This is a genomic window from Pseudomonas fragariae (ex Marin et al. 2024), assembly GCF_059621105.1.
Genome location: NZ_CM184369.1, coordinates 3,387,020 through 3,406,233, shown reverse-complemented (window position 1 = coordinate 3,406,233; position 19,214 = coordinate 3,387,020). Strand labels below are relative to the sequence as shown.

Sequence of the window (19,214 nt, the reverse complement as noted above, 5' to 3'; positions counted from 1 at the left end):
GTGAATCACGGCGCGTCGGCACTGGCACACTCTAGCGCGACCAGTGCGCGATGAACTTGCGTCGTGCCGAGCCCGGTTTCGCATAATTGCAACGGCGTGCGACCGCCGAATGAGGTGTTGCGGGCAACCAGCCATTGGCTGGCACGCTCGGGCGTTGCAAACACCTGCAGCGCGTGGCTGGCAATCATCGCCACACGGTCAAGGCGTTCGGAGGCTACCAGGTCCAGTGACTGTTGCTGGCGCTGGCGCCGTTCGAGGGTTGAAACCGATGCGTTGAACAGCGCTTCCATTTGCCTGGGGGCAAGGGCCAGCGCGTCCCGCACTGCACGGATCCAGCGCGGTGCAAAGCCTGCCTGAATGTTCGTCAGGCGTTCGGCTTCGCTGCGCTGACTGAGCTGATGGGTCAGCAGCCAGAAACTGGCCGCCGCTTCACCGCGGCCAGGTGTTTTGCGGGCAGAGGACGGAATCAAGGTGCGTGCCGGCCTTCGATGGCGGAAAGGACGGCCAAGGCTATCCCAGGTGACGCGTCGTTCAAGCAGCAGGATGTTACCGGGCGTTGCCTGAGGATAATGGTGGTGCGCTGCAGCGCAGGTGTCGCACCAGAGCCCTCGTGCTAAAGTCGCTCGCCTGAATACGAATGAAAAGCGCCGTGGCTGTTGGCACGCGCTTGCACCAGAAAAGGCGTCGCTTTCTATGCCGCACGACCCTCACACCGATAAGGACGCACGCATCGTCAGCCAGCCTTCGCTGCCCGACGTCAACAAGCCACTGCGCCTCTACCTCGATCGCCTGGCACCTTCAAGCCGCCTGACCATGACCTACGTTCTGCAGGATGCAGCAGACCGGTTGGGCATGGCTGACGTCGATATTCATGATATTCCCTGGCACACCCTGCAACCTGGCCACGTTACCGCGCTGGTCGCAACGCTGCGTCAGGATGACTACGCGCCCAATACCACCTCGCTGTATGTGAACGCCATTCGCGGCGTGATGAACGAAGCCTGGCGACACGACCTGATCAGCCACGATCAACTGCTGAAAATCCGCTCGATCAAACCGGTCAGCGGCACGCGGCTGATCAAGGGCCGCAACATCCGTCGCACGCTGATTCGTGAGCTGATGGAAGCCTGTGCTGCCGACCCCAGGCCGCAAGGGCGTCGCGATGCCGCGATCATTGCCATTCTGTATGGCTCGGGGATGCGCAAGTCCGAGTCGGTCAACCTCGACCTTTCCCAGATCGACTTCGCCGAGCGCAGCCTGCGGGTGCTGGGCAAAGGCAACAAGCAATTGATCAAATACGCCCCCGAATGGGCCTTCAAGGCGCTGAACGACTGGCTGGAGTTGCGCCGGTCGTGTCTCCAGCCGGGGCAGGGCGACGACCCGTTCCTGTTCAACCGGATTCGCCGTGGCAGCCATATCACCCGCGACAGAATCACCAAGCACGCCATTTACTTCATCGCCAAGCAGCGCGGGCGCCAGGTGGGCGTGAACATCATGCCCCATGATTTTCGACGTTCGTTCATTACCCGGGTGATCGAAGAGTTCGATCTGTCGATTGCCCAGAAGCTCGCGCATCACACGCACATCTCGACCACCGCCAGTTACGACATGCGCAGTGACAACGAGCGGCGCAACGTTGTGGACGGGTTTGATCTTTGAGCAAAAAAAAGCCACCTCGCGTAAACGGGGTGGCTTAAAAGATCTAACCAAAGGAGTGATGAAGCAGAGCAGAGATTCACCGGCATCGCGACGCGGATTCGCGGGGCCGGGAGAAGTGTTCGTTCATCGCCGGCAACGTTAACACCGGCGTTCCCGATTCAGTTATCAGCGTTATCGATAGCCGTCATTGGCAAAAGAAATAGGACGGCGGACGGGGCTGCGGATCGCCATCCAGAAAATGGATAGTTCGACCCTGAGCTATCCGGCAATCGGATAGCCAACAATTGGCAACAATTTCATGCTTTGCCGCACTTGAAACGTACGGGACTGAGCATGGAAAAGTTCGATATACACCGTAAAACCCGATTCGACTGGCTGGTACACGAGTACGGTCTGGATGGCAGCCGCCTGCTGCCGTGGGAAGGCTACCCGATGCCGTTCGCCGGCGGCTGGTGCGTGGTCCGTCCGGGCACCTGCAGCGAAGCACACACCCAGATCGATCAGGAAATCTTCATTGCCATCAAGGGCAGTGCGCGTCTGGTTGTCGGTGACCGGCAGATGGATTTCACCGTTGGCGATATCGCCGCGATTCCGAAACACACCAACCATTACGTCATCAATGAGTCCGCCGAGGACTTCCACTTCTATGTGGTCTGGTGGGACATGAACTACGTGAACGCGTTCGTGGCGCAGCACAGCGAGACCACGGGGTGCCTGGATGAGTAAGTTCATCGTCACCATCACGCCCCCGACCCCCAACGGCGATTTGCACATAGGCCATATCGCCGGGCCGTTTCTGGCCGCTGATGTGTTTACTCGCGTGCAGCGTCAGCGTGGCCACGAGTGTGTGCTGGTGTCCTACTCCGACGACTACCAGTCCTACATGCTGCGCAAAGGGCTGGAGCAGGGCGTCGACCCGGTCGAGCTGGCCAGGCGCAATTCCGACCGCATCGAGGCCTCGCTGGCGGCCATCAACATACAGCCCGATAACTGGATGCGCCCGCACGACAACCCGTGGTTCGCCGAAGCGGTGGGTGAAGTGTTCGGTGCGTTGCGTGATGCCGGCGCGATCGAGTGTCGGGATTCCAGCGAGCCGTATTGCCCTGATTGCGACGTCTGGGGCTACGAGGCCTTTGCCCGGGGCAACTGCAATTACTGCGGTGCCGAGTCCGATGCCAGTCAGTGCGAGAACTGCGCCCAGGCCCCTGACGCCGAGTTGATGACAGACTTGCGCTGCAAGCTCTGCAGTCAGCCCTCGCAATGGAAAAACGCCCATCGCGCGTTTCTGAAACTGGCCGGGTTCAAGCCGCAGTTGCGTGACCGCCTGCTGGGCCAGTCATGGCGCAAGCCGCTCGACAGCTGGTTGCGCGACAGCCTGGAGCACCTGCATGACTGGGGCGTCACGCGTCCGGGCGACGGCGGGCTTGATCTGCAGGCCGACGGCTCGTGCCGGGTGCACACCTGGTTCATGGGGCTGGCGGGCTACATGGCGGCATTTCGGGAGTATGCCGACCGCGTCGGGCGTCCGGAGCTGTTTCGTCAGTACTGGCAGTCAGGGCAGGGCACGCTGGTGCATTTTCTCGGCTTTGACTGTGTGTTCAGCCACGCCATCGTCTATCCGGCGCAACTGACGGCGCTGCACGACATCAGGGTCCGCCAGCGCTTCATGCCCAATCAGTTTCTCAAGCTGGACGGCCTGAACCTGTCGACCAGTCGCAACCATGCGATCTGGGTCGGCGACCTGGCCCGTGAAGCCTGCGCGGACAGTGCGCGCCTGTATCTGGCGAGTATCGCGCCGGAGGAAAGCGAAGGTGATTTCCGCCTGGCGCAGTTCCTTGCATGGCGGGCAGAGGTGTTCAGCGAGTTTTTCCCGGCCTTGCTGGACGCCGGAATAAACCGCGACGACCACTGGTGGAGCGGCCTCTGCGGGGCGGACGCCGGACTCCTGGAAGCGTTGCGCGTGAAGTGGAGCAAAGCTTCGGAGCCTGCGCAGTTTTCGATGAAACGCATGGCTCAGGTGCTGCTGGACGCGATCGCCATCACCCGCGGGCGTCTGGCCGAAGGACGCCCGGTCAGCCATCTGGCGGCATTCATCGCGGTGGCCGGCAAGGCGCTGATTCCGGACATGTCAGCGCAGATCATCAGCGCGTTCGCACTGTCCGAGGCCCGCGTCCACGCCACGCTGATGAACGGCCCGGCCGCTGAATACTCCATCTGAACGGATTCACGACAATGTTTATCGATTATGAGATAGCGGTCATTGGCGCCGGGATCACCGGCGCCAGTATCGCGGCGAAGCTGTGCAGCGCCGGTGTGTCGGTCGCGCTGATCGACAAGGGCGCAGCCGGCAGCCTGGGCGCAAGCGGCTATTCCGGCGGCCTGGTTCGCCTGTATGACAGCGATCCGCTTCTGATGGAACTGGCGGCCTATTCCATCAGCCTGATGGACGACGGCGTTTTTGCGACCACTTACGCCAGTGCGTTGCGGCGTACCGGGGTGATTTACCGGGCCGCCACGGACCAGCTGGATAACCTGCACCGCGCCATCGACCAGTACGGCAGCGAACGCTACCCGATGCGCCTGCTGTCAGGTCACGAGCTTGATGGCAGTCGCTACCCGCATTGCCCGGCGCTGGAACGGGTCAATCTGTTCGAGCCGCGCGCCTGCGTCGGCAATGTGCGTCAGGCCGTCGCCGCGCTGTGTCAGTCGGTACGCCAGCAGGGCTTGCTGCTGGAGCATCGCGAGATCAAGTCCATCGACTGCCGGGCGCCCGACCTTGTGCACATCGACCTGGGCAGCGCCACGCTGCGTTGCCGGACCGTGGTGGTCGCTGCCGGTGCCTGGAGCCAGCACCTGGTGCCGCACTCGGGGCTGGAAGCACGCTCGATTCCCCTTGCCCGGGTGCTGACCGAAGGCGACTGGTCAATGCCGGTGATTGATGCGGTTACCCAGAGCTACGGCATACCGCTGACTCGGCATATCGTGCAGACCGGCTGTGGCGTGCGTGACAGCGGCCTGTGGCCCGAGCACCTTGCGCAGCCCGATGCACGGCATAGCGAAGACGCCTGCAAACGCGTCGCCCAAGTGTGCGCCTCGGCCGGCAAGCCGCATGTGCTTGATGTGTTGCCCGGTTTCGACAGCTACAGCGCCGACGGTCGGCCGATGCTGGGGTTCTGCGCCGAGCGCAGCCCGGTGTATCTGGCCGCAGGCATGTCCGGGCTGGGCTTCAAGTTCGCGCCCGGCGTGGCGCACATTGCTGTCGAGCAACTGCGCAGGCATCTGGCTGGAAAGGATCGCGCTTGCTCTGGCTGGTCGGCATTGTCGCCAGGCAGGTCGATGCCGGGCTTTTCAGCACAAGACCTCGCGCTGGCGAGCGTGCAGTCATGACGTCCTCGGTCGACTCGCGTCTGCCGGGTTTGCGGGTCGGGGTCAGCGCTCTGTTCGACCCCGACGACACGCCGCATGCACGGACCTTTTTGAGGGCGCTGGCGGTGGCGCGCAATTGCATGCCGGGGCTTGAGCGGGTGCAGTGGCGCTTTCTCGACGACGCTGCCAATGCCGTTCGCGGGGCCGATGTGGCTCGGCAAATGATCGACTGGAAGGCCGATCTGGTCATCGGTCATTTCTCTTCGGATGCAGCCGTTGCTGCCGCGCCGCTGTATCGGCACGCCGGTATTGCCCTGCTGACCCCCGCAGCAACGATCGATTGCCTGACCCTGGAGCACCCCAACGTCTTTCGTTTCTGCCCCGCGGACCGGCAACTGGCGGCGGATCTGGTCAGCTGGCTGGAGACTCGTCAGTGGCTGCGCGTGCATGTTCAGGCCGACGACAGTGCTCACGGTCGGGCCTTGTGCATCGCCATCAGCGCGGCACTGGCAGGTGCCGGTTTGCAACGTGTCGACGAGCTCGACCAGGCCGATGTCGAGGTGTTTGCCGGACGCCTCAAACCCAGTCGCGAGCACTGGCAAGCGCGGCGGCAGGCCGACAGTACTCGACCGCTGGTGCTGACCGACGACGCTGCCTCGCCGTATCTGGGGTGCGCCGCAGCGCACGACAGCAACACCTTCGTGATCGGCTTCGCAGCCCCCGACAGCGCTGGACATCGCTGTCAGGCCCAGGCACTGCACCGGTCGCTGTTCGCTGCCGAACCGCAGACCTACTTTCGCGAAAGCCTGCTGATGCTTTACGTGCTGGCCGAGGTGGCCCGCGCCGGTCTTCGCGCCGCGCAACTGCCGGATGCGTTTCGGCACAGCACCTTCAACACACCGCTGGGCACGGTCAGCTTCGATCAGGGCGAGCTACGCAGCGCGACGACCTGCCTCTGGACGCCAGGCCCCACCGGGCTGAGCCGCATCACCCCATAGCACCCAAAACACCGCTTTACACCAACTCTAAGGACCGGAACTTCATGGGTAACTCGACACCACACACCTTGCATTCGGACGCCGTCTGTATCGGCTTCGGTCCGGCCGGTATCGCGCTGGCCTGCGCGTTCGCCGATGCGCGAGAGGCCAATGACCCGCTGGGCGCGCTGTCCGTTCGCTATCTGGAAGCTGCGCAGGACAGCCAATGGCATCGCGAACTGCTGCTGGCCGGAACGGACATCAATCATCACGTATTTCGCGATCTGGTGACCCCGCGTAATCCACGCAGCCGCTTCTCGTTCGCCATGTACCTCAAGGAACACGGGCGAATGTTCGATTTCGGCCTGCTGGGCCGCCCGGCCAGTCGCCATGAATGGTCGGATTATCTGGCCTGGGTCGCCGCGCAGGTGGACAGCCAGACCTGCTTCAACACGCCGGTTACAGGCATTGACCCGGTGCTGCGTCATGGGCGCCTGCATGAACTACGCGTGTGCACGGCGGATACCTGTTTCACGACGCGCAATGTCGTGCTGTCCAGCGGCAGTGCTCCGCGTATTCCGCCCGCGTTCGAGGCGCTGATCGGCCCGACGCTGTTTCACACGTCGCAGTTTCTGAGCCGCCTGCAAGCCTTCGGCGAGCACCTGCCCAAGCGCTGGCTGGTGCTCGGTTCGGGGCAGAGCGCCAGTGAGTCGGTGCTGGAACTGGTCAGCCGCGACGCCGGCATCGAGGTGCATTCAGTGCATCGCTCGGCCGGTTTCAAACTCACTCAGCTGGGCCAGTTCCCCAGCCGGGTATTCGCTCCGGATCACGTTGATTATTTCCATAGCCTGGACCCGGCCGCGAGGCAGCGTTTTCTCGACTGGAGCCGCTCGACCAATTACGCAGGGATCGACCCGGACGAAAGCCAGAAGCTGTTTTCGCTGATCTACGAAGACTCCATTGCCGGTCGCAAACGCCTGCAGACCTACGCCTACAGCGTGATCAGCGCCATCGAGCCCGTCGCCGAAGGCTACCGGGTCGAGCTGACCGACACCTTCAGCCAGCGCACCCAGGTGCTTGAGGTCGATGCCGTGGTGCTTGGCACCGGGTATCAGCAGTACCTGATACCGCCGTTGTTGAGTGGTTTGCAGCCATGGCTGCAGGCCGATGTCGACGGTGGTTTGCTGATTGATCGGGACTATCGGGTCGCCACCCAAGGCGAGTGCGACGTGAATATCTGGGTCAACGGCCTTTCCGAACGCAGCCACGGAATCAGTGACAGTCAGTCGTTTTCACTGATGGCGTTGCGCGCCGAGCGTATCGCCACGGCCCTTCAGCAGGCCGTAGCACCGGCAGCCGAACCTTTGCTGGCACAGTGGAAGTGAAGCCCATGTACAACTCTCTTTGCGAAATCGTTCACGATCAGGCCTTCCTCAAGGTGACTGGCCTGGGCGCCGATTTTTTCCTGAAAATGGAATCACTCAACCCGGCAGGCTCTATCAAGCTCAAGACTGCCGTGGGGTTGATCAATGACCTTCAGGCGCGGGGCCTGCTGGGCCCGGACACGATTCTGATCGAGTCCTCGTCGGGCAATCTCGGGGTGGCGCTGGCGATGATCTGCGCTGAACGGGGCATCCCGTTTACCTGCGTGGTCGACCCCAACAGCTCCAGCCACAACATCCGCATGATGCGCAGCTACGGCGCCGAGGTCATCCAGGTCGAAATCCCGGACGCCAACGGCGGGTTCCTCGGGACGCGCATCGAGCTGATTCGCCAAAAAGTGGCCAGCGACCCGCGCTATGTCTGGCTCAATCAATACGAGAATGCGGCCAACCCGCGTGCCCATGCGCGAACCACGGCGCGTTCGATCAGCCAGCATTTCGGCCATGTGGATTATGTGTTCGTCGGTGCCGGGACCACTGGCACGTTGATGGGCTGCATTCAGCATTTTCAGCGCCATCATCCGACCACCCGAATCATTGCCGTGGACAGCGTCGGCTCGGTGACCTTCGACACTCCGGCCAGCCGGCGCTTCATTCCTGGACTGGGCACCAGCCAGCGCCCGCCGATCTTCAATGCCGATGGCATTCATGCGCTGGAAATGGTCCCGGAATCACACACCGTCGCCATGTGCCGCATTCTGGCGCGCAGCAAGGGTCTGCTGGTCGGCGGGTCCACCGCGACGGTGATCGCTGCGGTGCATGCCTGGCGCGAGCGCATCGAGCCCGGTTCGGTGGTGGTGGCGTTGTCGCCGGACTGGGGCGAGCGCTACCTCGACACGCTGTACGATGATCACTGGGTCGAACAGCGGTTTGGCCGCGAAGTGCTGAGCATGACCCTGGCAGACCTGTCCTCGCCAGTGGCCGAGACATGTTCTGAGAGCATGGAAGCGCCTGCGCTTTCCCGGCATTCAAGCTGGACGGTCTGGCTGGCCGCCGAGCGCATGAAGCGCGCGGCGTTCCATGTGCTCGACGGTGAGGTGGTTGCGCGCCTGCTGGCGGCAGACCCGCTGGCCTGCATCGATGACGTGCAGGCGGCGTATCTGGCTCATGAGGCTGGCCAAACGATCAATCCCGACAGTTACTTTCTGCGCTTTGCGCAGGCACCGGCCAATCGCATCATCGCCTTGCCCGCCAGCCTGTCGGGCGAGCAGCCGGTCAGTGGCATCAAATGGATTTCCAGCTTTCCGGGCAATATCGACACGGGCCTGCAGCGCGCCTCGGCGGTGCTGATTCTCAACGATCCACTCACCGGTTATGCCTTTGCCTGCCTGGAGGCCTCGCGTATCAGTGCCATGCGCACGGCAGCCTCGGCGGTGCTCGCTGCGCGCTGGATGAGCCGCCAGCAGCGCCATGTCGGGCGAATGTCGTTCATTGGTGCCGGTTTCATTGCCCGCACCATCCTCGACATGTTCGTCAGCGATGGCTGGACGATGGACGCAGTCAGCGTCTTCGATCAGCACCAGGATTCGGCGCTGGCGCTGGTCGGACATGCCAGCCGTCATGGACTGCACAGCGAGCCGAGCGACCTGGCGACGTGCCTGCAAGCCGATGTGGTGGTGTTCGCCACTACTGCGCCGAGCCCTTATGTACTGGAGCCGGTGTTTCAGCCGGGGCAACGGGTGCTGAACATCTCGTTGCGCGATCTGGGGCCGGAGGTCATTGCCCAGGCCAACAACATCCTCGATGACGTCGAACACTGCCTCAAGGCTCAGACCTCGCCTGACCTCGCCGTGCAGCAGTATCAGCACCGCTCGTTCATTACCGGGACGCTGGCACAGTTGATGACCGGGCAAGTGGAGTTGAGTCCGGACAAGGCTTCGATCTTTTCGCCGTTCGGGCTTGGCGTGCTCGACCTTGCTGTGGGGCAGCGGGTGTATCGCCAGGCGGTGGCCGAGGGCAGCGCTTTGCCGGTGCCGCAGTTCTTCTTTGAATCGGCGCGCTGGTGATGGCCATGCAGACGCATACCGTCGCCATTATCGGCATGGGCTCGCGCGGATTGAGCATTCTGGAGCAGTTGATCGGCATGAGTCGCCAAGACGTGCGGCAACCGCTGCGTATCGACGTGTTCGATCCGCAGCCGCCGGGCAGCGGGCTGCACCTTGCGCAGCAGCCGGATTACCTGATGCTCAACACCATGGCCGGTCAGTTGTCGGCGTTTTCCTCGGCTTTCCCGGCGTGTGAACCGCCAGGCCCGACCTTTTTGCAATGGTGCAGCCGTGAGGATGTACGCCTGGACGCGCGCGGCCATGTCAGCCTGGATGGGCAGGGCAGAGCGGTGGCATTTGGCGACTTCGTGCCGCGTGCTCTGCTCGGGCGCTATTTGCAGGACAGTTATCGCTTTCTGCTGCAACGCTGCCCGGCGCACGTGCAGGTGCGCCACCACGCCGAGCAGGTGCTGAGCTGCCAGCCAAGGTCGCAAACGCCGGGTTTCCGGCTGCGTACCGGCAGTCTGGCAATGAACGTCGACGGCGTGTTCCTCACCAGCGGACATGCGCCTGACCCCCACGTGCAGCAGGACGTCGGCGAGTGCGTGGTCATCGAAGGCCTGGGGCTGACCGCCATGGACACGCTGGCGCATCTGACTGAGGGGCGCGGCGGGCGCTACGTGCGCGATGGCGGCTTCGCCGGCTGGCGTTACCTGCCGTCCGGACGCGAGCCCAGGGTGTTGATGTATTCCCGTAGCGGATTGCCGTTTCATGCCAGGCCGCAGTGGCATGCCTGCCGTCACGCACCGTTGCCGAGGCTGTTTTTCACGGCCGACGCCATAGCGCGTTTGCGCGAGCAGAGGGAAGGCGGGCGGCTCGACTTTCGCGCCGATGTGCTGCCCCTGATCAAGGATGAAATGCGTGCCGTGTTTTATCAGGCCAGGGTCCGTATGGAGGCGCCTGGGCGGTTGGCCTCTGTTCAGCGCCTGCTGCGCGAGTCAATCAGCAGACCGGCAGTGTTTGCCCGTCTGGCAGAGCAGTGGGGTGAATTCGAGCCTGAGCACTGGCTGATCACCCAGCCCTGGTCCGGCGCGCAAGAAACATACGGGCAGTGGTTCGTCGACTGGATCAAACGTGACCTGGCCCTGAGTCGGCTGGGCACCGCGCACAGCCCGATCTGTCAGGCACTGGAGGTCTGGCGCGATTATCGCGACCTGTTGCGTCTGGTCGTCGATCGCAACGGCCTGACCGAATCCTCGACGCTGGATTTCTATGGCACCTGGGCGGGACTGAGTAACCGTCTGGTCGGCGGGCCGCAGAAGGAACGCCATGAAGACCTGCTGGCGTTGATCGAGGCCGGGGTCGTGACGGTCTTGCCGCCGATGAGTGACGTGCAGGAGCCGTACAACTGCGTGTCTGCCCGTGTCGCCCACAGCGGTGTGTCGGGCAGTCGTTATGGGTTAATCAACGATCTGCGCAAGCGCGGGCTGATTCGTGCCGCGCATGCCTGGCCTGCCGATGGCATCGACACCGACGCAGCGGGTCGCGCAATCGGTCGCGACGGTGAGGTGCAGCAGCGGCTATGGGTTCTCGGGCCCGCCGTGGAAGGCTGCACGTTCTACAACCACTACGTACCGACTCCTGATCCGACCTGTCGCGCGCTGATCGAGGCGCGCCGGGCAGTCGAGTCTTGTCTGGATACGCTGACAAACACAACTTCAAGTGGCATCACATTTCAGTTGAACAAAGCCATTCAAGCTTTTAATTAAAAAGGAATTATTACTATGCAAGAAATCACTTTGCTGACCGCCCTCGCTGGGGCGTTCATCGTGTTGATCATCAGCCCTGGTCCGAACTTTCTGGTCATCACCCAACTCTCGTTCAGCCAGTCACGGCAGCAGGGCATCTGTGCCGGGCTGGGCGTTGCCTCGGGCAGCATCCTCTGGGCCTTGCTGGCCGCTACCGGGTTGGGGCTGGTGTTTCAACAGTTGCCATGGCTGCAACCGACCCTGCAATTGCTCGGCGGTGCCTACCTGACCTGGCTCGGCAGCAAAAGCCTGCGCAGTGCCGGCAGCCAGCCCAAACCCAGGGACATCGCTGCGCTGGGCATTGGCAGTCTGAGCCGCGCCTATCGTTTCGGCCTGCTGACCAACCTGACCAATCCCAAGGCGCTGGCGTTCTACACCAGCGTGTTCACCACCGTGACCACGCCGGGCATGCCGATGTGGGTACGCATTGCGGGTGTATCGATCATCGCGGTGCTGGCGATTGCCTGGTTCGTGCTGCTCGCCACGCTGTTTTCGATCCCCGCGGTACAGACGCGCTATCAGCGCATGAAAAAGGCCATCGACATCGTCACCGGCCTGTTCATGATCGCTTTCGGTCTGCGCCTGCTGATCGGGTTGCTGCCTGCTGGCCTCACTCACTGAAATCACCTGTAAAGGAATACCTGAATGCACCGCAACGACTGGCACTACCCGACTTCCATCCGCGCAGGCGCAGGACGCGTCAACGAACTGGCCGACGCCTGCAGGGTGACCGGCATACAACGTCCGCTGCTGATCACCGACAGCTTTCTCGGCAGCACCGACATGATCACCGGCGCCGTAGAGGACTGCCGCAGTCAGTTGGGCCACTGCGGCCTGTTTGACCGGGTCAAGGGCAACCCGACCGGCACCAACGTCGCCGAGGGGCTGCACGCTTACAGAACCGGAGGCTACGACGGTGTGATTGCGTTTGGCGGCGGCTCGGCGCTGGACGCTGCCAAGGCAGTCGCGCTGATGTCGGGCCAGACCCGCCCGTTATGGGATTTCGAAGACATCAACGACAACCACCTGCGCGCCGATCCGGATGGCATTGCGCCGGTGATTGCGCTGCCGACAACGGCCGGGACCGGCTCTGAAGTAGGGCGTGCGTCGGTGATTACCGATGAGCAGGCGCAGGTCAAACGCACCATTCTGCACCTTCGCATGATGCCGCGCATCGCGATTCTGGATGCGACGCTGACACTCGACCTGCCCAGGCACCTGACCGCCGCCACCGGCGCCGATGCCTTGACCCACTGCATGGAGTCCTGGTGTTCGCCGGCCTGGCACCCGATGGCCGAAGCGGTTTCGGTCAAGGGCATGCAGATGATCAAGGCGTTTTTACCGCGTGTCGTCGCCGACGGGCAGGACCTGGAGGCGCGGCAGCAGATGCTGGTGGCCTCCAGCCTCGGCGCGGCCGCGTTTCAGCGCGGTCTGGGCGGCGTACACGCAATCGCGCAGAGCCTTGGGGCGCTCTACGACCAGCATCATGGCTTGCTGAACGCAATCCTGCTGCCCTACGTGCTGGAGGCCAATCGCTCGGTGCTGCAGACGCAAATGGACGATCTGGCGGTTTACCTGCGGTTGCCGTCGCCCGGTTTCTCCGGGGTGATGGACTGGCTGCTGACACTGCGCGAGCAGATCGGCATTCCACATACGCTGGGCGAGATCGGTATCGACGATCGCGACGCCGAGCGGGTCGGGCGGATGGCTTTCGCCGATGGCTGCTCGCACACCAACCCGATTCGCCATTCGGCGCAGGCCTACGCGCAGATCTTCAGCCGTGCAGTGAGGGGCGAGTGAACCATGGCTGTCCTGAACGAGGCGGGGATACAGCGTCTTGACCATGTCTGGCGCAGTTTCGTCGAGCAGGGTCGGATCGTCGGTGGCGTGCTGTTGCTGGCTCGGCATGGGCGTCTGGAATACGCCAGTGCGCGCGGCTGGGCCGATCGTGAACAGCAGATTCCGGTCACCCGCCGCACGCGTTTTCGTCTGGCCTCACTGACCAAGCTGTTGACCTCGGTCGCGGTGTTGCGGCTCTGCGAACGGGGTGTGCTGGATCTGCACGCTTCGGTGACGCACTGGCTGCCAGCCTTTCGACCGCATCTGGCCAATGGCCGCGAGCCGCTCATCACGCTGCAGCACCTGCTGTCACACGCGTCGGGCTTGAGCTACGGCTTTGAGCAAGCGCCCGATAACGCTTATCAGCGCGCCGGGGTGTCGGACGGGCTGGATCGCGTACCGTTCGACCTGCAGGAAAACCTGAGGCGTTTGGCGCGTGTGCCCTTGCTGTTTGAGCCCGGCAGCGCCTGGGGGTACTCGCTGGCCACGGATGTATTGGGTGCAGTGATCGAACAGGCCACGGGGCTGGCGTTGTCAGAAGCCATCGATAAATGGGTCACCGTGCCTCTGCGCATGCATGCGACCTCATTCAGGCACCTGCCGGAATGTCCGCTGGCCAGCGCCTACAAGGATGGGGTCAGTGGCCCGCAGCGTATCGGCGATGACGATGGGGTGTTGCTCGACAGCGGCCGGGCGCGGCTGTCCGCAGCCCGCGCCTTTGACTCATGCGCTTATGAGTCGGGCGGGGCGGGAATGCTCGGCACGGCTGATGACTATCTGCGGCTGCTCGAATGCCTGCGTCTCGGCGGCGCGCCGGTATTGAGTGAAGCCGGTACCGCGCGCTTGCTGGGCAATGCGATTGGCCAGACAATCATCGCCAGCCGCGGGCCCGGCTGGAGGTTCGGGCTGGGGCCGATGATCCTTATCGATCCAGTGCTTGCCGGGCAGCGGCAGGGGGCGGGAACCTGGTCGTGGTGCGGCCTGTATGGCAGTCATTATTGGGTCGATCCGCGTGCTGCGCTGAGCATGGTGGTCCTGACCAACACGGCGGTTGCCGGCGCGTGGGGCGAGTTTGCCGACGCAATCGTCGATGCGCTTTACCCCAAGCTGGGGGTCAGGCCCGGGCAAATTGCTTGCGGTAGCTGCTCGGGCTGATGCCCACCAGATTGCGGAAGTGCCGGCGAAACGACTCTTCGGAGCCGAAGCCGGCGCGGTCCACCACTTCATTCAGGCGCAATTTCGACGATTCCAGCAGTTCCTTGGCGTAGGCAATGCGCTCACCGAGCAGCCAGTCGTAAGGCGTCAGCCCGGTACTTTCCATGAAGCTGCGGTGCAAGGTGCGGGTACTGAGCGCTGCGCGTGAGGCCATTTCCTTGATGGTATGGGGGCGCTGCAGGTCGCTGCGAATCCAGTCCATCAGGTTGGAAATCGGCCCGTCGCTGGCCGATACCAGTTGCCGGGATGCATATTGCGATTGTCCGCCTTCGCGATGCGGCGGAATGACCATGCGCTGCGCAACCATGTTGGCAACGCGCGAGCCGTGATCGTTGCGCACCAGGTGCAGCATCATGTCCAGCCCGGCAGCCGAGCCTGCTGCGGTCACGATGCTGCCCTGATCCACATACAGTTCGTTGGGCTGAATGGTCAGGCCCGGGTACATGGTGGCCAGCAGGTCGGTGTAGCGCCAGTGGGTCGTCACCTTATGCCCGTCGAGCAGACCGGCCGCCGCCAGGACGAAGGCCCCGGTACAGATCGAGCAGATTCGCGCGCCGCGTGCATGAGCCGCCTGGAGCTGTTCGATGAGCCGTTGCGGAACCTCTGATTCAACCCCGCGCCAGCCCGGCACGATGATCGTGTCGGCGTTTTCCAGCAGCACCTCGCCGGGTGTGGGCACGATGGTGATGCCCCCGGCAGCGGTGATCGGGCCGTCGTCGACCGGGAAGGTCGCGAACTCGTACCAACTGACGCCCAGCTCGGGTCTTTTCAGCGCAAAGACTTCAACCGTGCAGCCAAATTCGAAGGTGCACAGCTGGTTGTAGATGAGTGCGACGACGAGATGATTTTTCATGGCGCGATGTTACCGGATATTGGCATTTCAGCCAGTAGTTTGACGTGATGCTACTGAGTAATCTGCTCTGTGTCACCGCTGAAACCCGCTTAACCCTCACTATGATGCAAGTGGCCTGCCATGCAGGCCCTGGAGCCAACTCGTGCCACTCAATATCGGTATCTACGTTTATGACGACGTCGAGGTTCTCGACTTCGCTGGCCCCTATGAAGTATTCACCACCGCAACCCGCATGCACGCCCGCAACAGCCGTGATGACCGGCAGTTGTTCAACGTGTTCACCATTGGCCGCAGCACCGCGTCAGTGCGTGCCCGCGCCGGGCTCAAGGTCGATCCGGATTTCTCGATCAACGACCATCCGCCCGTCGACTGCCTGATCGTTCCGGGTGGCGTCGTGACCGCTGAACTGGAAAAGCCCGACGTGATTCACTGGATCAGCGATCAGTCGGAGCCTGGCCGCGTGGTCGCTGCCGTATGCACCGGCGCCTTCCTGCTGGCCAGGACCGGCAAACTGGCCGGCAAGCAGGTGACCACCCACTGGGAAGACATCGACGACCTCAAGGAAATGTTCCCGTCGGTGGACGTGCTCAGCACGCTGCGCTGGGTCGATGAAGGCTCGTTCGTGACCTCGGCAGGTATTTCCGCCGGTATCGACATGAGCCTGCACCTGGTCGAGCGTCTGCACAGCCGTGAGCTGGCCGAACGTACCGCGCTGCAAATGGATTTCGACTGGACCGAGAACGACTGAGTCCAGTCGCGCTGCGGATACCCCTGAAGAGGCTATGTGCGCGAAATGTGCATAGCCAGCGCTTCAACGCGATAGCCAGCGTCCGCCTTACCCCCGCTTGAGACATTCATTCGAACAGCCGATAAACCGGCCAGCTCGGTGTTTCGGCGGGGGTTTCCTGTATTCCCGAGCCTTTGGCTCAGCGGCAGGGCCGCACCCACCTTTGCAAAACCAGAGTGCAGGACACATGAAAACCCACTTCTTCAAAGTCGTTCAAACCGTCGCACAGCACGGTTCGTTCTCCGAGGCCGCCGCCATTTTGGGCTGCAGCCAGTCGAACATTAGCTATGCGATCAAGGAAGTCGAAGATTTTTTCGAAAAACGCCTGTTCATTCGCAGCCGCACAGGCTGCACGCTTACCCCTGAAGGCAAGGTCATCAGCCAGACCCTGGGAAATATCATGGCCACGCTCGAACAACTAAAAAAAATGGGGTCAGTGGCAGCGTCACCATTCATTACCACTCGCACATCCGCGAGACCGGCCTGAGTACCTCGCTGGACTTTCTCGCCCATCATTACCCCGATATTCATCTGAACGTGCTGCACCGCAGCGAACAGCATCCGTCGCTGGACGCATTGATAAAGGGCGTGGCCGATATTCTCATCCTGCCGGGTGCTGTGCTGGACGAGCATTACCTCGAGCACCATTGCTGGTCGGACCACTACGTACTGGTGGCGGCGCGCAGCAAGCAGGGGGCAGCTCAGTGTTTCGCCGAGCTTGCGCAGGTGTCGCGCTATGTGGCCTGGCGGCATCCGGGCGTGGAGCGCCTGCACCAGCAACTGGCATCGGCACAGGTACGGCTCAGTCAACGCGGCGAACTCAGTTGCCTGGACACGCTGCTGGACCTGGTTGCCAAGCGACATTGCATCTCGATTGTGCCTGGCGCGCTGTTGAACGGACGGCTTCGCGAGCTGGAGTCGATCCCGCTGCCGCTGACCGTGATGCGCCAGATCAGCGTTGTGGCGCGGCCTGCCTCATTGCTGTCCAACGCCGCCAATGCCGTGATTCAGGCGCTGAAAAAACCACCGGCCTCGAACCCTCAGTCTCATTGACGGAGGTGTCACAAAACACTGTCACAGTGCCCTCAACGAACCTTTGAACGCGATACGAATGCAACGAATCGGGCCGGCAAGGCTCATATCCGTAAGCAATACATTCAGGACGCTCCGCACGCGGGGCGTCTCAGGTCGCCGATTCGAGAGGAAGACTGAACGCTATGACGATACCGGACAAGCAGTACGTGGAATGGCTGGTCGAGCAATCGATGCTGAACGCGGCAAGACAGCGCGCCAAGACCTATTCGGGGCAGGGCAGGCTCTGGCAGCGTCCTTTCGCCCTTGCACGTCCCAGAGACGCCTCCGCTATCGCCTCGGTCTGGTTCACCGCCTACCCGGCCTCAATCGTTACCCGCGAAGGCGGCTCGGTGCTCGAAGCGCTGGGTGATGAAACGCTGTGGCATGCACTGTCGGAAATCGGCATTCAGGGCATTCACAACGGGCCGCTGAAGCTGTCCGGCGGACTGCAGGGGCGCGAGCGCACGCCGAGTATCGATGGCAACTTCGACCGCATCAGTTTCGGCATCGACCCGGACCTGGGTACCGAAGCGCAACTGTTGAGCCTGACGCGCATTGCCGCAGCGCACAACGCGGTGATCATCGACGACATCATCCCGTCGCACACCGGCAAGGGCGCAGACTTCCGCCTGGCCGAGATGGCGTACGAGGATTACCCCGGCCTGTTCCACATGGTCGAGATCCGTGAGGAAGACTGGCAGCTGTTGCCTGAAGTGCCAGCGGGCCGCGATGCGGTCAACCTGATGCCCGATGTGGTGGATCAGTTGCGCGACAAGCACTACATCGTCGGCCAGTTGCAGCGGGTGATTTTCTTCGAGCCCGGGGTCAAGGAAACCGACTGGAGCGCCACCGACGTGGTACAGGGCGTTGATGGCAAGGCCCGCCGTTGGGTTTACCTGCATTACTTCAAGGACGGCCAGCCGTCCCTGAACTGGCTGGACCCCAGCTTCGCCGCGCAGCAGATGATCATCGGTGACGCGCTGCATGCCATCGATGTCATGGGCGCCCGGGTGTTGCGCCTGGACGCCAACGGTTTCCTTGGCGTCGAACGTCGCGCCGAAGGCACCGCCTGGTCGGAAAGCCATCCGCTGTCGATCACCGGCAACCAGCTTCTGGCCGGCGCGATCCGCAAGGCCGGCGGCTTCAGCTTCCAGGAGCTGAACCTGACCATCGATGACATTGCCTCCATGGGGCAGGGTGGCGCGGATCTGTCCTACGACTTCATTACCCGGCCGGCCTATCAACACGCGCTGCTGACCGGCACCACCGAATTCCTGCGCCTGATGCTGCGCCAGGTGCATGCCTATGGCATCGATCCGGCGTCATTGATCCATGCCTTGCAGAACCACGATGAGCTGACCCTGGAACTGGTGCACTTCTGGACGCTGCACGCCCACGATACCTTCCATTACCAGGGCCAGACGTTCCCGGGCAACATCCTGCGCGAGCACATCCGTGAGGAGATGTACGAGAAGCTGTCCGGCGAACACGCGCCGTACAACCTCAAGTTCGTCACCAACGGCGTCTCCTGCACCACGGCGAGCATCATCACTGCAGCGCTGGGCATTCGTGACCTGAGCACCATTACCGATGCCGACATTCAGCAGATCCAGCACATTCACCTGCTGCTGGTGATGTACAACGCCATGCAGCCGGGCGTGTTTGCCCTGTCTGGCTGGGACCTTGTCGGTGCCCTGACGCTGCCGGCCGAGCAGGTCGACCACCTGATGCAGGATGGCGACACGCGCTGGGTTCACCGCGGCGCCTACGATCTGGTCGATCTCGACCCGGAAGCCGAGTTTTCTGCCGGTGACATGCCGCGTCCCAAGACGTTGTACGGCAGCCTGGTCACTCAACTCCAGCGTCCAGATTCGTTTGCCTCGCAGCTCAAGAAGATTCTCGCTGTGCGCCGCGCCTATGACATCGCGGCAAGCCGTCAGATTCTGATTCCTGATGTCGAGCATCCAGGGCTGCTGGTCATGGTCCATGAGCTGCCGGCCGGCAAGGGCACGCAGATCACTGCGCTTAATTTCAGCGCGGAGACGATCGTCGAAACGCTGCAGTTGCCTGGCATTGCGCCGGGTCCGGTGGTTGACATCATCAACGAGCGTGTTGAAGGCGATCTGACCGAGCAGGGCGAGTTCACCATCACCCTCGATGCCTACGAAGGGCTGGCTCTGCGTGTGGTCAGCGCCTTGCCACTCTGAGG

At 62.6% G+C, this 19,214-nt stretch carries 17 protein-coding genes; 15 read left to right on the top strand and 2 right to left on the bottom strand.

The window, feature by feature from the left end:
- Positions 1 to 5: 5 nt before the first annotated feature.
- The gene (locus AC54XV_RS14535; protein ID WP_003400960.1) at positions 6 to 470 is read right to left on the bottom strand and encodes an Xre family toxin-antitoxin system antitoxin; all 465 of its coding nucleotides are present in this window, start codon (positions 468 to 470) and stop codon (positions 6 to 8) included.
- A gap of 223 nt (positions 471 to 693) precedes the next feature.
- Between AC54XV_RS14535 and AC54XV_RS14530 the strand changes: the two genes are divergently transcribed.
- The 11 genes from AC54XV_RS14530 (at position 694) to AC54XV_RS14480 (ending at position 14,231) form a co-directional block, all read left to right on the top strand.
- Positions 694 to 1,659, top strand: a complete 966-nt coding sequence (locus AC54XV_RS14530) for a site-specific integrase (protein ID WP_058398301.1) — start codon at positions 694 to 696, stop codon at positions 1,657 to 1,659.
- A gap of 333 nt (positions 1,660 to 1,992) precedes the next feature.
- On the top strand, positions 1,993 to 2,385 hold the full coding sequence (locus AC54XV_RS14525; RefSeq protein ID WP_058398302.1) for a cupin domain-containing protein: 393 nt from the start codon (positions 1,993 to 1,995) through the stop codon (positions 2,383 to 2,385).
- Positions 2,378 to 3,877 (top strand): methionine--tRNA ligase, encoded by a 1,500-nt coding sequence (locus AC54XV_RS14520; RefSeq protein WP_496716974.1) that lies wholly within the window; start codon positions 2,378 to 2,380, stop codon positions 3,875 to 3,877. Before AC54XV_RS14525 ends, AC54XV_RS14520 begins: the two co-directional genes overlap by 8 nt.
- 14 nt (positions 3,878 to 3,891) lie before the next feature.
- Positions 3,892 to 5,046 carry an NAD(P)/FAD-dependent oxidoreductase gene (locus AC54XV_RS14515; protein WP_496716973.1) on the top strand — a complete coding sequence of 385 codons (1,155 nt, stop codon included), beginning with the start codon at positions 3,892 to 3,894 and terminating at the stop codon, positions 5,044 to 5,046.
- Positions 5,043 to 6,023, top strand: a complete 981-nt coding sequence (locus tag AC54XV_RS14510; RefSeq protein WP_346618441.1) for an ABC transporter substrate-binding protein — start codon at positions 5,043 to 5,045, stop codon at positions 6,021 to 6,023. Before AC54XV_RS14515 ends, AC54XV_RS14510 begins: the two co-directional genes overlap by 4 nt.
- Positions 6,024 to 6,067: 44 nt before the next feature.
- Entirely contained in the window at positions 6,068 to 7,387 is a 1,320-nt protein-coding gene (locus tag AC54XV_RS14505; RefSeq protein ID WP_103377781.1) for a lysine N(6)-hydroxylase/L-ornithine N(5)-oxygenase family protein, read from the top strand.
- 5 nt (positions 7,388 to 7,392) lie between these two features.
- Entirely contained in the window at positions 7,393 to 9,450 is a 2,058-nt protein-coding gene (gene sbnB / locus AC54XV_RS14500) for a 2,3-diaminopropionate biosynthesis protein SbnB (protein WP_080434085.1), read from the top strand.
- The gene (locus AC54XV_RS14495; RefSeq protein WP_024642856.1) at positions 9,450 to 11,198 is read left to right on the top strand and encodes an FAD/NAD(P)-binding protein; all 1,749 of its coding nucleotides are present in this window, start codon (positions 9,450 to 9,452) and stop codon (positions 11,196 to 11,198) included. The genes sbnB and AC54XV_RS14495 overlap by 1 nt, the downstream gene beginning before the upstream one ends.
- A 15-nt stretch (positions 11,199 to 11,213) precedes the next feature.
- Positions 11,214 to 11,858: a LysE family transporter gene (locus tag AC54XV_RS14490; RefSeq protein ID WP_024651053.1), complete on the top strand. Its 645-nt coding sequence runs from the start codon at positions 11,214 to 11,216 to the stop codon at positions 11,856 to 11,858.
- Between the two features lie 24 nt (positions 11,859 to 11,882).
- Positions 11,883 to 13,037 (top strand): iron-containing alcohol dehydrogenase, encoded by a 1,155-nt coding sequence (locus AC54XV_RS14485; protein WP_024642854.1) that lies wholly within the window; start codon positions 11,883 to 11,885, stop codon positions 13,035 to 13,037.
- 3 nt (positions 13,038 to 13,040) lie between these two features.
- Positions 13,041 to 14,231 carry a serine hydrolase domain-containing protein gene (locus AC54XV_RS14480; protein ID WP_057457509.1) on the top strand — a complete coding sequence of 397 codons (1,191 nt, stop codon included), beginning with the start codon at positions 13,041 to 13,043 and terminating at the stop codon, positions 14,229 to 14,231.
- On the opposite strand, the gene ftrA is transcribed toward AC54XV_RS14480, so the two are convergent.
- Positions 14,191 to 15,144 (bottom strand): transcriptional regulator FtrA, encoded by a 954-nt coding sequence (gene ftrA, locus AC54XV_RS14475; RefSeq protein ID WP_003314848.1) that lies wholly within the window; start codon positions 15,142 to 15,144, stop codon positions 14,191 to 14,193. The genes AC54XV_RS14480 and ftrA overlap by 41 nt on opposite strands.
- Positions 15,145 to 15,286: 142 nt before the next feature.
- Here ftrA and AC54XV_RS14470 point away from each other — a divergent pair, with 142 nt between their 5' ends.
- The 4 genes from AC54XV_RS14470 to treS all read left to right on the top strand — a co-directional run bounded on the left by AC54XV_RS14470 (position 15,287) and on the right by treS (position 19,212).
- The gene (locus AC54XV_RS14470) at positions 15,287 to 15,892 is read left to right on the top strand and encodes a DJ-1/PfpI family protein (protein ID WP_010430079.1); all 606 of its coding nucleotides are present in this window, start codon (positions 15,287 to 15,289) and stop codon (positions 15,890 to 15,892) included.
- A gap of 226 nt (positions 15,893 to 16,118) precedes the next feature.
- A complete protein-coding gene (locus AC54XV_RS14465; protein WP_003400996.1) occupies positions 16,119 to 16,418 on the top strand; it encodes a LysR family transcriptional regulator in 300 nt (99 codons plus the stop codon).
- Complete coding sequence (locus tag AC54XV_RS14460) at positions 16,415 to 16,984, top strand: substrate-binding domain-containing protein (protein WP_229768885.1); 570 nt, start codon at positions 16,415 to 16,417, stop codon at positions 16,982 to 16,984. Before AC54XV_RS14465 ends, AC54XV_RS14460 begins: the two co-directional genes overlap by 4 nt.
- Before the next feature lie 164 nt (positions 16,985 to 17,148).
- A complete protein-coding gene (gene treS, locus AC54XV_RS14455) occupies positions 17,149 to 19,212 on the top strand; it encodes a maltose alpha-D-glucosyltransferase (RefSeq protein WP_003401001.1) in 2,064 nt (687 codons plus the stop codon).
- The last annotated feature ends 2 nt before the right edge of the window (positions 19,213 to 19,214 follow it).

Excerpts from the sequence above, each read along its gene's own strand:
- treS (WP_003401001.1), top strand. The coding sequence starts at position 17,149 with ATGACGATACCGGACAAGCAGTACGTGGAATGGCTGGTCGAGCAATCG.
- AC54XV_RS14520 (WP_496716974.1), top strand. The coding sequence starts at position 2,378 with ATGAGTAAGTTCATCGTCACCATCACGCCCCCGACCCCCAACGGCGAT.
- AC54XV_RS14485 (WP_024642854.1), top strand. The coding sequence starts at position 11,883 with ATGCACCGCAACGACTGGCACTACCCGACTTCCATCCGCGCAGGCGCA.
- AC54XV_RS14530 (WP_058398301.1), top strand. The coding sequence starts at position 694 with ATGCCGCACGACCCTCACACCGATAAGGACGCACGCATCGTCAGCCAG.
- AC54XV_RS14465 (WP_003400996.1), top strand. The coding sequence starts at position 16,119 with ATGAAAACCCACTTCTTCAAAGTCGTTCAAACCGTCGCACAGCACGGT.
- AC54XV_RS14525 (WP_058398302.1), top strand. The coding sequence starts at position 1,993 with ATGGAAAAGTTCGATATACACCGTAAAACCCGATTCGACTGGCTGGTA.
- AC54XV_RS14505 (WP_103377781.1), top strand. The coding sequence starts at position 6,068 with ATGGGTAACTCGACACCACACACCTTGCATTCGGACGCCGTCTGTATC.
- AC54XV_RS14490 (WP_024651053.1), top strand. The coding sequence starts at position 11,214 with ATGCAAGAAATCACTTTGCTGACCGCCCTCGCTGGGGCGTTCATCGTG.
- AC54XV_RS14480 (WP_057457509.1), top strand. The coding sequence starts at position 13,041 with ATGGCTGTCCTGAACGAGGCGGGGATACAGCGTCTTGACCATGTCTGG.
- AC54XV_RS14515 (WP_496716973.1), top strand. The coding sequence starts at position 3,892 with ATGTTTATCGATTATGAGATAGCGGTCATTGGCGCCGGGATCACCGGC.
- AC54XV_RS14495 (WP_024642856.1), top strand. The coding sequence starts at position 9,450 with ATGGCCATGCAGACGCATACCGTCGCCATTATCGGCATGGGCTCGCGC.
- ftrA (WP_003314848.1), bottom strand. The coding sequence starts at position 15,144 with ATGAAAAATCATCTCGTCGTCGCACTCATCTACAACCAGCTGTGCACC.
- AC54XV_RS14510 (WP_346618441.1), top strand. The coding sequence starts at position 5,043 with ATGACGTCCTCGGTCGACTCGCGTCTGCCGGGTTTGCGGGTCGGGGTC.
- sbnB (WP_080434085.1), top strand. The coding sequence starts at position 7,393 with ATGTACAACTCTCTTTGCGAAATCGTTCACGATCAGGCCTTCCTCAAG.